Origin of the sequence: Marichromatium gracile (assembly GCF_004343155.1) — a bacterium.
Lineage (GTDB): Bacteria > Pseudomonadota > Gammaproteobacteria > Chromatiales > Chromatiaceae > Marichromatium > Marichromatium gracile.
Genome location: NZ_SMDC01000007.1, coordinates 96,183 through 109,414, shown reverse-complemented (window position 1 = coordinate 109,414; position 13,232 = coordinate 96,183). Strand labels below are relative to the sequence as shown.

At 69.7% G+C, this 13,232-nt stretch carries 11 protein-coding genes and 1 tRNA gene; 6 read left to right on the top strand and 6 right to left on the bottom strand.

From position 1 onward, the window contains the following. Positions 1–20: 20 nt before the first annotated feature. Entirely contained in the window at positions 21–1,037 is a 1,017-nt protein-coding gene (locus EDC29_RS11370) for a dihydroorotate dehydrogenase-like protein (RefSeq protein ID WP_132229901.1), read from the top strand. Positions 1,038–1,040: 3 nt separating this feature from the next. Here EDC29_RS11370 and EDC29_RS11365 read toward each other — a convergent pair whose 3' ends face one another. Together EDC29_RS11365 and soxB are read right to left on the bottom strand one after the other, a co-directional pair. After that, on the bottom strand, positions 1,041–2,549 hold the full coding sequence (locus EDC29_RS11365) for a diguanylate cyclase domain-containing protein (protein ID WP_132229899.1): 1,509 nt from the start codon (positions 2,547–2,549) through the stop codon (positions 1,041–1,043). Beyond that, entirely contained in the window at positions 2,549–4,330 is a 1,782-nt protein-coding gene (soxB, locus tag EDC29_RS11360; RefSeq protein WP_132229897.1) for a thiosulfohydrolase SoxB, read from the bottom strand. The genes EDC29_RS11365 and soxB overlap by 1 nt, the downstream gene beginning before the upstream one ends. A 334-nt stretch (positions 4,331–4,664) precedes the next feature. Here soxB and soxX point away from each other — a divergent pair, with 334 nt between their 5' ends. The 5 genes from soxX (at position 4,665) to EDC29_RS11335 (ending at position 7,346) form a co-directional block, all read left to right on the top strand. After that, positions 4,665–5,045, top strand: a complete 381-nt coding sequence (soxX, locus tag EDC29_RS11355; RefSeq protein ID WP_132229895.1) for a sulfur oxidation c-type cytochrome SoxX — start codon at positions 4,665–4,667, stop codon at positions 5,043–5,045. Positions 5,046–5,086: 41 nt separating this feature from the next. Continuing rightward, complete coding sequence (soxA, locus tag EDC29_RS11350; protein WP_123142491.1) at positions 5,087–5,926, top strand: sulfur oxidation c-type cytochrome SoxA; 840 nt, start codon at positions 5,087–5,089, stop codon at positions 5,924–5,926. A 31-nt stretch (positions 5,927–5,957) separates the two neighbouring features. Then, positions 5,958–6,503 carry a hypothetical protein gene (locus tag EDC29_RS11345; protein WP_132229893.1) on the top strand — a complete coding sequence of 182 codons (546 nt, stop codon included), beginning with the start codon at positions 5,958–5,960 and terminating at the stop codon, positions 6,501–6,503. A gap of 15 nt (positions 6,504–6,518) precedes the next feature. Further along, positions 6,519–7,190 carry a rhodanese-like domain-containing protein gene (locus EDC29_RS11340; RefSeq protein WP_132229891.1) on the top strand — a complete coding sequence of 224 codons (672 nt, stop codon included), beginning with the start codon at positions 6,519–6,521 and terminating at the stop codon, positions 7,188–7,190. Between the two features lie 71 nt (positions 7,191–7,261). Next, a tRNA-Leu gene (locus tag EDC29_RS11335) sits at positions 7,262–7,346 on the top strand. Positions 7,347–7,398: 52 nt separating this feature from the next. Here the strand turns inward: EDC29_RS11335 and EDC29_RS11330 are convergent. From EDC29_RS11330 to EDC29_RS11315, 4 genes are read right to left on the bottom strand one after another with little or no spacing between them, the layout of a single operon-like run. Further along, a complete protein-coding gene (locus EDC29_RS11330) occupies positions 7,399–9,300 on the bottom strand; it encodes an XrtA/PEP-CTERM system amidotransferase (protein WP_132229889.1) in 1,902 nt (633 codons plus the stop codon). Between the two features lie 11 nt (positions 9,301–9,311). Further along, positions 9,312–10,472 carry a TIGR03088 family PEP-CTERM/XrtA system glycosyltransferase gene (locus tag EDC29_RS11325; protein ID WP_132229887.1) on the bottom strand — a complete coding sequence of 387 codons (1,161 nt, stop codon included), beginning with the start codon at positions 10,470–10,472 and terminating at the stop codon, positions 9,312–9,314. Next, a complete protein-coding gene (gene xrtA, locus EDC29_RS11320; RefSeq protein WP_132229885.1) occupies positions 10,459–12,018 on the bottom strand; it encodes an exosortase A in 1,560 nt (519 codons plus the stop codon). Before xrtA ends, EDC29_RS11325 begins: the two co-directional genes overlap by 14 nt. Further along, a complete protein-coding gene (locus EDC29_RS11315; protein ID WP_123142496.1) occupies positions 12,015–13,217 on the bottom strand; it encodes a TIGR03087 family PEP-CTERM/XrtA system glycosyltransferase in 1,203 nt (400 codons plus the stop codon). The genes xrtA and EDC29_RS11315 overlap by 4 nt, the downstream gene beginning before the upstream one ends. Positions 13,218–13,232 lie beyond the last annotated feature (15 nt).

Genomic DNA, 13,232 nt, shown 5'->3' with positions numbered 1-13,232 from the left:
GACCGAACACGGAGCCGATCATGGATCTAGCGACCAAGTATCTGGGTCTCGACCTCAGCAACCCCTTCGTCCCCTCCGCCTCGCCGCTGTCGCGCAGCCTCGACCAGGCGCGCGCGCTCGAGGACCACGGCGCCTCGGCGATCATCCTCTGGTCGCTGTTCGAGGAGGCGGTCAGCGCCGAGTCCGAGGCCATGGTGCGCTTCCTCCACCACCAGGAGATCGGCTTCGCCGAGGCCGATGACGGCTTCCTGCCCGACTATCACGACTTCGACAGCCCGCTCGAGCAGTACCTGGCGCACATCGGCCGGCTCAAGGCGGCGCTCGACATCCCCGTCATCGCCAGCCTCAACGGCGTCACCCCCGGCGGCTGGATCGCCCATGCCGGCGAGATCGAGCGTGCCGGGGCCGACGCCCTGGAACTCAACGTCTACTATGTCGCCGGCGACATCGGTCAGGACGGCGCCACGGTCGAGGCACGCTATCTCGACCTGCTGCGCGACCTGCGCGCTCACGTCGCCATCCCCATCAACATGAAGCTCTCGCCGAGCTTCAGCTCGCTCGGCCACCTGATCGGTCAGCTCGCCGCCGCCGGGGCCAACGGGGTGGCGCTGTTCAACCGCTTCTATCAGCCCGACATCAACATCGACACCCTGCGCCTGCAGCCGAGCCTGCACCCCTCGACCTCGGCCGAGGCGCTGCTGGCGATGCGCTGGATCGCCCTGCTCCACGGTCGCTTCGAGGGCCTGTCGCTGGGCGCCACCGGCGGCGTGCACACCGCCGCGGACGCGATCAAGCTGCTGCTCGCCGGCGCCGACGTGGTACACCTGTGCAGCGCGCTGCTCGCCCACGGCCCGGCCTATCTCGGCGAGGTGATCGGCGGGGTGGAGCAATGGATGGAGGAGCAGGGGTTCGAGTCGGTGAAGGACTTCCGTGGCCGGGTCAGCGCCCTGGCCGTGCCCAACCCGGCGGAGTTCGAGCGCGCCAACTATGTCAACGTGCTCGACAGCTACAGCGCCTCGCCCGGGGTCAGGCTGTGAGCCTCAGCCGGCGAGCGCGTGACGGCGCGGGGCGTCGTCGACCCCCGGGGTGAAGAAGCGATAGCGCCCCTTGCCGGCGAGCTTGGCCTGATACATCGCCTGATCGGCGCGGCGCAGCAGCAGATCCGGGGTGGTCTCGTCGCCCTGCTTGAAGCAACTGACGCCGAGGCTGGCCGAGACCTGCACCAGGTGATCGGTGATCGGCATGGGGCGCGAGAGCGCCTCGAGCAGACGATCGAGCAGCGGCGCGAGTTCGGCGATCCCGCCCGGATCGAGCAGCACGGCGACGAACTCGTCACCGCCGAGCCGGGCGACGGTATCGCCCTCGCGCAACACCCCGCGCATCCGCACGGCGAGGCCGGCGAGCAGACGGTCGCCGGCCTCGTGGCCGAGCCCGTCGTTGACCGCCTTGAAGCCGTCGAGGTCGAAATAGACCAGCGCCAGGGTGCCGCCACGTCGCTGCACCTGAGTCATCGCCTGCTCGAGCCGATCGAACAGCAGCGCGCGGTTGGGCAGCCCGGTGAGGCCGTCGTAGTGCGCCGCCTGTTCGAGCCTGCGCTGTTGCAGCTTGAGCGCGGTGATGTCGTGATAGAGCAGGACATAGTGCTGCAACGCGCCCGCCTCGTCGCCGACCGCGGTCATGGTGATCATCGCCACATAGCTCTCGCCGCCGCGTCGTCGGCCCCAGAACTCGCCCTCCCAGTGGCCCTGATCGGCCAGGGTCGTCCAGATCGCCTCGACGGTGACGGCATCGCTGCCACCGAGCAGCCCGGCGCCGGACTCGAGCACCGCCGGACGGCGACCGAGCAGGGTCTCGCGCGACTCGCCGGTGATCTCGACGAAGGCGGCATTCAGGTCGACGATGACCCCCTGCGGGTCGGTGATGACGATGCCCTCGCGGGCATGGGTGAAGACGTTGGCGGCGAGCTGGCGCGCCTCCTCGGCACGGCGCCGCTCGGTGATGTCGCGCACGCTGACCAGTACGCCGTCGATCTCCGTGCCCTGATCGCGGTAAGGGGCATAGATCACGTCGAGATAACAGCGCCCGGTGCTGGGCCGCTCGAACCAGGCCTGATAGTTGACCGTCTCGCCGGCCAGACAGCGCGCCAACCGCGGCGCCACCACGCGCTCGAAGGTCTCGGCGCCGAGCAGCTCGCGGGCCGAATGGCCGACGATGTCGTCATAGCGACGCTCGAAGATGCGCAGATACGACTCGTTGACCAGCAGATAGACGGCATTGCGGTCGATCAGCGAGATCGAGTCCTGGGTCGCCGAGACCACCTGGCGATAGCGCCGCAACGCCTGCTCGGCGGCACGCCGCTGTACGACCTCGCGACGCAGTCGCCGATTCCAGATCAAGAAGGTCACCACCAGCAGCAACAACGGTCCGATCAGCCACGCTGGCTCGATCAACCCCGCCACCGGCTCGGCGCTGGCCGCACCGCTCCAACCCACGGCCAGCACCGCACCCGCTGCGCGCCACACCGCGACGCGCCCACTGCCATCACGCACTAAACCTCTCCTGGATAATCGGCGATGCCGGGGTTGTCGGCGACACCGGCGAGACGTGGGGTCTCGAGCCGGGCGATGTCGATCCGCTCGCGATCGCGCAGATAGGTCGCCACCGTCTCCCAGATCGGCTCGCCCTCGGCCTGGGCGCCGACGCTCGCCCAGCCGGCCACCACATAGCGCCTGTCGGCCTCGATGGGGGTGCCGTCGGCGAGACGCAGCGACCGGATCCGCGAGCCGATCGCCGCGCCCGGCTCGCAGACATAGTCGAGCCCGCCGCTACGCACCATGTCGCCGCCCTGCTGGACATAGGGATCGGGGTTGAAGAGGTTGTCGCAGACGTCCTCGAGGATGGCCTTGAGCTCGGCGCCGGTCATCTCGCGCCGATAGGTCTCGGGGTAGGTGATGCAGGTCTGGTCGAGCACGTGTTCCATGGTGATGGTCTGGCCCGGCAGCAGGGTGGTTCCCCAGCGGAACCCGGGCGAGAGAGCGATCTCGGCGTCCTTGACCGTGCGCAGCGCATCGCAGATGAGCTGGTCGAAGGTGCCGTTGAAGTTGCCGCGACGATACAGCGTCTGCCCGGCCACCGCCAGGGGCTCTTCGAGGCGCGCGCGATAGGGTGCACGCACCCCGGCGATATAGTCGGTCATCTCCGGATCGGGCGCGATCAGGTCGGAGAACACCGGCAGCAGCCGATAGCGGAAGTCGCGCAGCCCCCCCGGGCCGACATCGAGGTCCATCACCCCGAGGAACTTGCCGTTGGAGCCGGCGTTGGTCACCAGGGTGCGCCCGCCCGGGTTGTCGACCACCTGCGGCGCGGGCACGCCGTCGTGGGTGTGACCGCCGAGGATCAGATCGATGCCGCGCACCCGCGAGGCGAGCTTGAGATCGACGTCCATGCCGTTGTGCGAGAGCAGCACCACCAGCGCCGGGCGCTCGCGCTCACGCACCCGATCGACGATCTCCTGCAGCCGCCCCTCCTGGATGCCGAAGGTCCAGTCGGGGATGAATCGGCTCGGATTGGCGATCGGGGTATAGGGGAAGGCCTGGCCGATCACCGCCACCCGCACCCCGCCGGCCTCGCGGATCACATAGGGGTCGAAGGCCAGCCCGAGGTCCTCGTCGAAGCCGGCGAAGTCCTCGAAGCGATAGTCGAACAGCGCCTCCTCGCGCACCTTGACGTTCTGCGCGACGAAGTCGCCGGCGAAGGCGGCGATGTTGTCGATCACCTCGGCATCGCGATAGGTGAACTCCCAGTGCCCGGTCATCACGTCGACGCCGAGCAGGTTGCAGGCGCCGACCATGTCGCGCCCACGGGTCCAGTAAGCCGTCCCCGAGCCCTGCCAGGTGTCGCCGCCGTCGAGCAGCAGGGTGGCCTCGCGCCCGCGCTCGGCGCGCAGCCGCTCGACCAGGGTACGCAGCTGGGCAAAGCCGCCGACCCGGCCGAAGCGCTCGGCCTGCTCGGCATAGTCGAGATAGGTCAGCGCATGGGCCTCGAGCCCCCCCGGTGCGACCCCGAAGTGATCGAGCAGCGCCTGCCCGACCAGGTGCGGCGCTCGCCCACGCGCCGCCCCCAGCCCGAGGTTGACGTTGGGCTCGCGGTAGTAGACCGGGTTGAGCTGGGCATGGGTGTCGGTGATGTGGAGCAGCCGGAGGTTGCCGAAGACCGGCAGGTCGTAGGGATCGGCGGGGATGCGCCGCGCGGCGCGGGCGCTGAGCGGGAGCATGCCGGCGGCGCCCGCGAGGGCGAGCAGGCGCACGAAGTCACGTCGCGACAGGGTCATCGGGGATGTCCTCCTGCTGGGTTCTCTCGGGCTCGGCATCGGGCCGTGCCGACTAACAAGACAAAGAAATCGGCGCTCCCGCCACGATTGCAAGACACCCCGCGACGACATCGAAGGTGTCACGACGAGATTGAAAACACCGGTCGTCACCTTCACTTTCGGCGCACGGGGCGGCGCACACAATAACCATAGAAGACATCCGGTACCGTTCGACCCGGCGCGCACCGCTCCACGATGCGCGCGACACCACCGACGCTCGACCGGATCGCCGACGATCACGCCCCTGGCCGCCCCAGACCACCACCGTCACCAACGGAGATCCAGGAGGCCCCGCATGAGCTCGTCCCCGCACCCCAGGCTGGTGCTGACCGCACTCTCGCTCACCCTGGCGCTCGGCACCGCGCCGACGCGGGCCGAAATGCCCTCCGACCTCACGCTCGAGGGCGACATCGAGGCCGGGCGCATCGTCGCCACCACGCGCGCCAAGGGCAATTGCGTCGCCTGCCACGTGATCGCCGGCGCCGAGAGCCCTGGCGCCATCGGCCCGATACTGATCGCCATGCAGACCCGCTACCCGAGCAAACGCGCGCTCGCCGAACAGATCTGGGACCCCACGGCGCAGAACCCCGAGGTGGTGATGCCGCCCTTCGGCAAGCACGAGATCCTCACCGAGCGGGAATTCGCCGATGTGGTCGAGTTCGTCTGGTCGCTATAGAGGATCACGGCACCGCAGCCACCCGACACGGAGGAGCACGCATGACAGCCAAGACCAGCCATCGCGCCCTGGCGCTGCTCGCCGGCGCACTGCTCGCCGCCCCGGTCGCGGCCGGTCCCGAGGAGGACCGCGCCGCCTTCCAGCAGTATTTCGAGACCCGCTTCCCCGCCATCGCCACCGAGGACTTCATCAACGGCGCCTACGCACTCGACCCGGTCGGGCGCGAGAACTGGGAGGCGATCGAGGAATTCCCCCCCTACGAGACCGCCCTCAGCAAGGGCGAGGAGATGTGGAACACCCCCTTCGCCAACGGCCAGGGCTATGCCGACTGCTTCCCCGACGGGCCGGCGATCGCCGGGCGCTATCCGCACTGGGACCGCGAGCGCGGCATGGTGATCACCCTGCCGCTGGCGCTCAACGACTGCCGCGCGGCCAACGACGAGCCACCGCTGAAGTACAAGAAGGGCCCGATCGCCGACCTGGTCGCCTACATCGCCTTCGCCTCGCGCGGCCAGATCACCGCCGTCGAGATCCCCGAGGACGACCCCCGCGCGCTGGCCGCCTACGAACAGGGCAGACAGTTCTATTTCGCCCGTCGCGGCCAGCTCAACTTCGCCTGCAGCCACTGCCATATGGGCAATTCGGGCACCACGCTGCGCACCGAGATCCTCAGTCCCGCCTACGGCCACACCACCCATTTCCCGGTCTATCGCTCCAAGTGGGGCGAGATGGGCACCCTGCACCGCCGCTTCAGCGGCTGCAACGAGCAGGTCCGCGCCAAGGCCTTCCCCGCCCAGGGCGAGGAATATCGCAACCTGGAGTTCTTCATGACCTACATGAACAACGGTCTGCCGCTCAACGGCCCGGGCGCGCGCAAATGATCCCGGCCCACGCACCAGAGGAGATGACGGCATGACGCCATTTCGCACCCGCGCCCGCTTCACCCTCGTTCTGGCGCTCACCACACTGATGATCGCACCCGCCTGGGCCACCCACCGCAGCGAGGCCGAGGCGGCGATCGCCGCGGCGCGCGCCGCTCACGAACGCGCCGTCGAGGCCGGGGCCGAGGTCGACGAGACCGCGGCGCTGATCGAACGCGCGGCGGGACTGCTGCCCTCGCGCCAATACACCAAGGCGGTGCGGATCGCCGAGCAGGCGATCGCCCAGGACACCCATGCCTACGAACAGACGCAACGCGACGAGACCGAGCCCGGCGCCGCCGCAGCCGAGGCGGCGATCGCCGCGGCCGAGGCCGCACGCGCGCGCGCCGACGCGGTCGGCGGCGAGTGGCGCGACACCGCCAAACTGATCGCCGAAGCGCAGGGACTGGCCCGCGCCGGTGACTTTGAGGCCGCCATCGCGCTCGCCGAACGCGCCCGCCGCCAGGGCGAACTCGGTCACGCGCAGGCGCTGCGCGAGCGCGACGCCGACTTCCCCGACTATATCCGCCAACCCTGAGCCCAGGAGACCTCCATGCACGCGAACAGCACCCTGATCCTGGTCGCGCTGACCGGCGCGCTCGGCGTCGCCACCGCCGCACCGGCCGCCGAGAACCGGATCTCCCCCGAGATCGAATCGGTCACCGTCACCCACCAGGGCGAGAGCGTCACCATCGCCCGCGGTCACGACCGCGACGCGACCCTGCCCGAGGCGTTCCAGAAGACAGATCGCGGCTGCCCGCCCTTCTGCGTCCAGCCGATGGTCGCCGTCCCCGGCGTCGAGACCATCGGCGAGCTGGAGCTGCTCGACTATCTCAAGCGCATCGAGCAGGGCGACGACAACATCCTGGTGGTCGACTCGCGCACCCCGGACTGGGTACTGCGCGGCACCATCCCGGGATCGGTCAACATCCCCTGGAACACCATCAGCCGCGACAACGCCGGCACCTTCGAGACCCCCACCGAGGCCGACACCTTCCACCACGTGTTGGCCGACACCTTCGCCGCCGAACCACTGGCCGGGGGCGGCTGGGACTTCGGCGAGGCCAAGACCCTGGTGCTGTTCTGCAACGGCATCTGGTGCCCGCAGTCGACCGCCAACATCAAGAACCTGGTCGAGATCGGCTATCCGCTGCACAAGCTCAAGTGGTATCGCGGCGGGATGCAGGACTGGGTGAGCGTCGGCCTGACCACGGTCACGCCCTGAACGACACGGGCGCCGATGGCGATCGGCGCCCGTTTAATCTCGCGGTGGATTCGGTATAGAATGATGCGCTTGCGCGGGTGGCGGAATTGGTAGACGCGCTGGATTTAGGTTCCAGTGGAGCAATCCGTGGGGGTTCAAGTCCCCCCTCGCGCACCAGCCTCCCTCCTCTCTTCCTTGTCCCACCGGCGATGGCCGACCGGGATCTCCCTCAGCCCTCGCCGTCGATCACCCGCCGGTGGAATGCGGCGAACATGAACAGACTCCAGATCGCCGGACTGAACTCGCGCATCCCCGACTGATGCTGGTCGACGATCCAGGCGAGCTGCTTGCTGTCGAACAGCCCGGTGTCGGCGAGCCGGTCGCCGAGCAGGGTCTCGCGCACCTGCTCGCGCAGCGGCCCGCGGAACCAGGCCGAGAGCGGCACCGCGAAGCCCATCTTCGGACGATAGAGGATCTCCGGGTCGAGATGGCGCTCGAGCGCGCGCTTGAACACATACTTGCCCTCGCGCCCGGAGAGCTTGAGGCCGGGGGCGAGCCCGGCGCTCCACTCGAGCAGCTGGTGGTCGAGGATCGGCACCCGCACCTCCAGCCCGTGGGCCATGCTGGCGCGATCGACCTTGGTGAGGATGTCGCCGGGGAGATAGGTCTTGAGGTCGAGATACTGCACCCGCGAGAGCGGATGATCAGGGGCGCGTTCGGCATGACGACGCAGCACCTCGACGGCGCGATAGCCCTGTAACTCGCGCCTGAAATCGGCCGAGAACAGCGACTGACGCAGCCCGTCGCCAAGGATCGAGACGCTCTCGAAATAGCCCTCGAGCGAGTCGCGCGCCAGCGCCTGGAAGGTCGACTTGGCGCGCAGCACCTTGGGCGCCCAGTCGGCCTTGGGATAGACCCGCCCGAGCAGCCCGAACAGCGGCCCGCGCATCCCCTGCGGCAACAACCGCCGCAGCCGTTCCTCGTAGAGATGCCAGCGATAGCGGCGATAGCCGGCGAGGCTCTCGTCGCCGCCGTCACCGGAGAGACAGACGGTCACGCGCTTGCGCGCCAGCTCGCAGACACGATAGGTCGGCAGCGCCGAGCTGTCGGCATAGGGCTCGTCGTAGAGCGCCGAGAGCCGTTCGAGCAGGGCGAAATCGTCGGGGTCGACCGATTCGACCAGGTGCCGGGTGGCGAAGCGCCCGGCCACCTGCTCGGCATAGCGCGACTCGTTGTAGCGCGGATCGCCGAAGGAGATCGAGCAGGTGTTGACCGGCTGCTCGGAGAGCCCGGCCATCATCGCCACCACCGCGCTGGAGTCGACCCCGCCGGAGAGGAAGGCACCGAGCGGCACCTCGGAGATCAGACGGATACGCACCGCCTCGCGCAGCCGCTCGATGAGCTCCTCGCCGGCGCCGTCGAGATCGCGCACGCCGTTGTCGGCGAAATCCAGGTCCCAGTAGCGGCGCGGCTGCGGCGGCACCGTGCGGCCCCGGCGCAGGGTCAGGGTATGACCGGGTTCGAGCTTGCGCACCGCGCCGAAGATGGTGCGTGGATCGGGGATATAGCCGAAGCCGAAGTATTCCTCGATCGCCTGGGGGTCGAGCGCGCGCGGCAGCGTCGGGTCGACCAGCAGCGCCTTCAGCTCGGAGCCGAACAGCAGCCGGCCGTCGTCGAGCAGCGCGTAGTGCAGCGGCTTGATGCCGAGCCGGTCACGGGCGAGGAACAGGGTCTCGCGTCCGCGATCCCAGATGGCGAAGGCGAACATGCCGCGAAAGCGCTCGACACAGGCCTCGCCCCAGGCCTCCCAGGCATGGACGATCACCTCGGTGTCGCTGTGGGTGCGGAAGCGGTGCCCGGCGGCGCGCAGCTCGGCGGCCAGTTCCTGGAAGTTGTAGATCTCGCCGTTGAACACCACGGCGACGGTCTCGTCCTCGTTGAACAGCGGCTGATGCCCGCCGGAGAGGTCGATGATCGACAGACGTCGGTGCGCCAGCCCCACCCCGGGCTCGATGTGGACCCCGCCGTCGTCCGGGCCGCGATGATGCTGCGCCTCGTTCATCCGCCCGAGCAGCTCGGGGTCGATCGGCCCCGGTCCCCGGGTATCGAAGATGCCTGCGATTCCGCACATGATGGACTGTCCTACTCCCCCGGCCCCGCGAGGAGCCCGTCATAGACCTCGAGATAACGCGCGACCATGGTGCCGAGGCCGAACTCGGCCTCGATTCGCGAGCGCGCCGCCGCGCCCTGGGTACGCGCCAGCGCCGGGTCGGCGAGATAGCCCCGCAGCGCGGCGGCAAGTGCCTGGGTGTCGTCGCGCGGCACCAGGGCGCCGGTCTCCCCGGCCACCACCAGCTCGCCGTTGCCGCCGACCTCGGTCGCCACCACCGCCAGCCCCGAGGCCATCGCCTCGAGGATGGTGTTGGAGATGCCCTCGCCGAGCGAGGGCAGCACGAACAGATCGAGCGCGCGCAGACAGGCCGGCACATCGTCGCGACTGCCGGCGAACCACACCTGGGCGCCGAGCCCGGCGGCATCGACCAGGGCGCCGAGCCGGGTGCGCTGCGAGCCGTCGCCGATCAGCACCAGCCGCAACCGCGCGCCGCGCGCCGGGTCCTCGCGCACCAGGGCGATGAAGGCACGCACCAGGGTGGCCTGATCCTTCACCGGCTCGAGCCGCCCGACGGTGCCGATGACGAGGTCATCCGGTCCGGCGAAGCCCGCGGGCAGGACCGCGCGCGCCTCCTCGTCGGGCCGCGCGGGGCGGAAGCGCTGCTCGTCGACCCCGTTGCGGATGGTGTGGATGCGTTCGGGCGCGACCCCGATATCCTCGCGCAGATACTCGGCCAGCTCGCGCGAGAGCGGGATGTAGGCCTCGACCAGCGGACGGAAGGCACGGCGCAGCCAGCGATACCGGCGGCGGGTGTTGTCGAGGTCGTGGACGTCACGCCCGTGCTCGCCGTGGACGCGGTGCGCCACCCCGGCCAATCGCGCCGGGAGCTGCATCTCCAGGGTGGCGAGGTTACGGGTATGGACGATCGCCGGGCGCAGCCGCCGCAGCGCGCGCCACATCCGCAGATAGAGCCCGAGGTCCTGCCCCGGGCGCTTGGCGAGGTCGTGGACCTCGACCGGTCGCTCGATGCGCGCGCGGAAGTCAGGATCCACGCCCTCGAGGGCGAGGATCGCATGACGATAGCGCCCCTCCGGGGTGCGGTTGATCAGGTTGACCAGTCCGTTCTCCAGCCCGCCGACGGCGAGCCGGTGGATGACATGGACGATCAGCGGCGGATTATTCTCGGCCATCATGGACTCCGGCGGCGGGACGACTGGGGGCCTCGAGCAGGGCGTCGAGCGCGGGGCGCAATGGCTCGGCCAGGGCACGCAACCGCGCGCGCGCGGCCTGCGGATCGAGTCCGAGCGGGGTGTAGATCACCACCCCGGCCTCGTGACGCCCGCGCCCCTGGAGCAGCGCCAGCGCCTCATGGAGCTTGGCCAGGTAGTCGTTGGCGAGATGCGCGCCGTCGATCCAGTACCAGTGCCACACCAGCAGGGTCTGCTCGGGGGTCCGTACCCGCGACTCGATCAGCCCCAGCGAGCCACCGGCAAGGTCCTCGCGACGCGGCGCCTGCTGCGGCATCTTCCACCTCGGGTGCTTCTGCGCGACCAGCACGTTCTGCGAGTTGACCAGCTCGCCGCCCTCGCCGGCATAACCGGCGAGATAGAACCCGACGGGCTCGCCATCGCGGACGAAGACCTGCTCCAGGGTGGCGCTCGCGCCGAGATAGGTCGGGCGCCACTCGGTGAAGGCCGCGCCCGTCGTCCAGTCGGCGGGGGCCGCGAGCGGCGCGAGCGCGAGCGGCTGAATCGCGCGCGGGCGCTCGAGGTCGGCGGCGAGCGCCGGCCAGGCGAGCAGCAACGCCAGCCCGAGCGCGGGCAGCGCGTGTCCGCCACGCCGCCGCGCGCCCCGCCGATCGGCGGTGGAGGACACCGTCGGCGTCTCTGGCTCGGCGCGCGGCGGCTCGCGCCACAGCCCGCCGATGAGAAAGAGCACGAACATCACCAGCCCGAAGAACACCCAGCCGTAGATCAGGTGATCGACGCCGACGGCCAGGCGCATGTCGCTGAGGTGGGCGATGATCACGATCAGATAGGCGCGCAACCCGTTGGCGAGCAGCGGCACCACCGCCGCCAGGACGATGAAGGCAAGCCGGCGCCAGGGCGAGCGATAGCTGAGATAGGCGTAGATCACCCCGAGGAAGAGCGAGGCGATCAGATAGCGCACCCCGCTGCAGCCCTCCACCACCGACCAGTCACCGCTGGGGATGCTGAAGAAGGTGCCGTCCCAGAACACCGGGATGCCGGTCAGGCGCAGCAGGTTGACGGTGAAGGCAGCGGTGAACTCCATCAGCGGGTAGATCAACCCCTCGCCCATGGGCACCGCAAACAGCAGGAAGGCGAGCGGAAAGGCCAGACGCCACAGCATCGTCCGGCCGAGCACCAGCCCGATCAGCGCCCAGCTCAGCCCGACCAGCGCCAGCTGCTCGATCACCGCCACCTCGGTGAGCCGCGCCAGCAGCCACACCAGCCCCCCGGCGGCGATCGCCAGCAGCGCCAGCGGCTCGCCGCGCAGCACCACCTCGCGCAGCCCGGCGCGCTCGCGCCAGATCATGAACAACACCGCCGGCAGCACCAGGAAGCCGTGGGTGAAGGTCTCCGAGCGCGTCCAGATCTCGATCATCCCGGCAACCGTCGGCCAGAAGGCGGCGAGCAGCACGAGCAGCAGCAGCGCAAGCCAGATCAGCCGCGCCCGCGGCGAGAGCGGTCGGGACAACCAGTCGACTCGACTCATGATCCACCCTCCAACAGCTCGACCAGCCTGGGCAGGGTCGCCTCCCAGGCGAAATGGCGCTCGACCAGCGCCCGACCCTGTGCGCCCATCGGGTCATCGGACGTCGCCAGCGCGGCGAGACACTCGGCGGCGAAGGGCTCGACTGCCTCGGCCACCCGGGCCTCGCGCCCCGGGGCCGCCGGGATCCCCTCCAGCGCCTGCGGGGTGGCGATGACCGGACGCGCCATCGCCATCGCCTCGAGCACCTTGTTCTGGATACCGCGGGCGATGTGCAGCGGCACCACTGCCGCGGCGGCATGTTGCAGATAGGGTCGCACGTCGGGCACCGCGCCGGTGACCACCACGCCGGGCAGCCGCCCGAGCTGGCGCACCGCGCGGGTCGGATTCATCCCCACCACCCAGAACTCGGCATCGGCCCGACGTGCGCGGATCCGCGGCAGCACCTGCTCGGCGAACCAGGCCGCGCCCTGGGCATTGGCCCAGTAGTCCATGGCGCCGGTGAAGACCAGCCTGGGGGCGAGGTCCGGATAGGGCGATGGCGTCCCGGGAGCCACGGCGAAGTGCGCGGTGTCGACACCATTGCCGACCACCTCGACCCGCGCCGAGGCGTCATCGAGCCGCTCACGAAAGAGCGCCGCCTCGGCCTCGGAGACCAGCGTCGAGGCATCACAGGCGGTGGCCAGGCGACGCTCGAACGCGCCCAGTCGCCGCGCCTCGCGGGCATAGACCCAGCGCATCGGCGGCGGACTCTCGGCGGCGTACTGGCGCCATTTCTCCGAGTCGACATCGACCAGGTCGATCACCCGGCGCAGATCGGCGCAGGCCGGATCGAACAGGTACTGGCCCATCGATGAGGAGAAGGCGAGCACGCGACCGATGGCATGACGCGCGCGAGTCTCGCGCAGCCAGCGCCGCAGCGCGCGATCGCGGTAATAGGTAAGCGTCAACGGCTCGCCGCCGAGCAGCCCGCGCAGGCTCAGGAGCTTGTCGCGGCGCGGATCGAGGGTACCGAACCAGCTGCTCGCGCAGCACTCGGCGACACGCGCGCGATGGACGCGGTCCTCGGGCTGGTCGATGAAGGTCGCCAGGTGCACCCGATAGTGCTCGCTGAGGAAGCGCAGCAGGTGAAAGGAACGGATCTTGTCGCCCTTGTTCGGTGGATAGGGGATGCGGTGGACCAGAAACAGCAGATCATCCATGTCCGGGTGTGATCC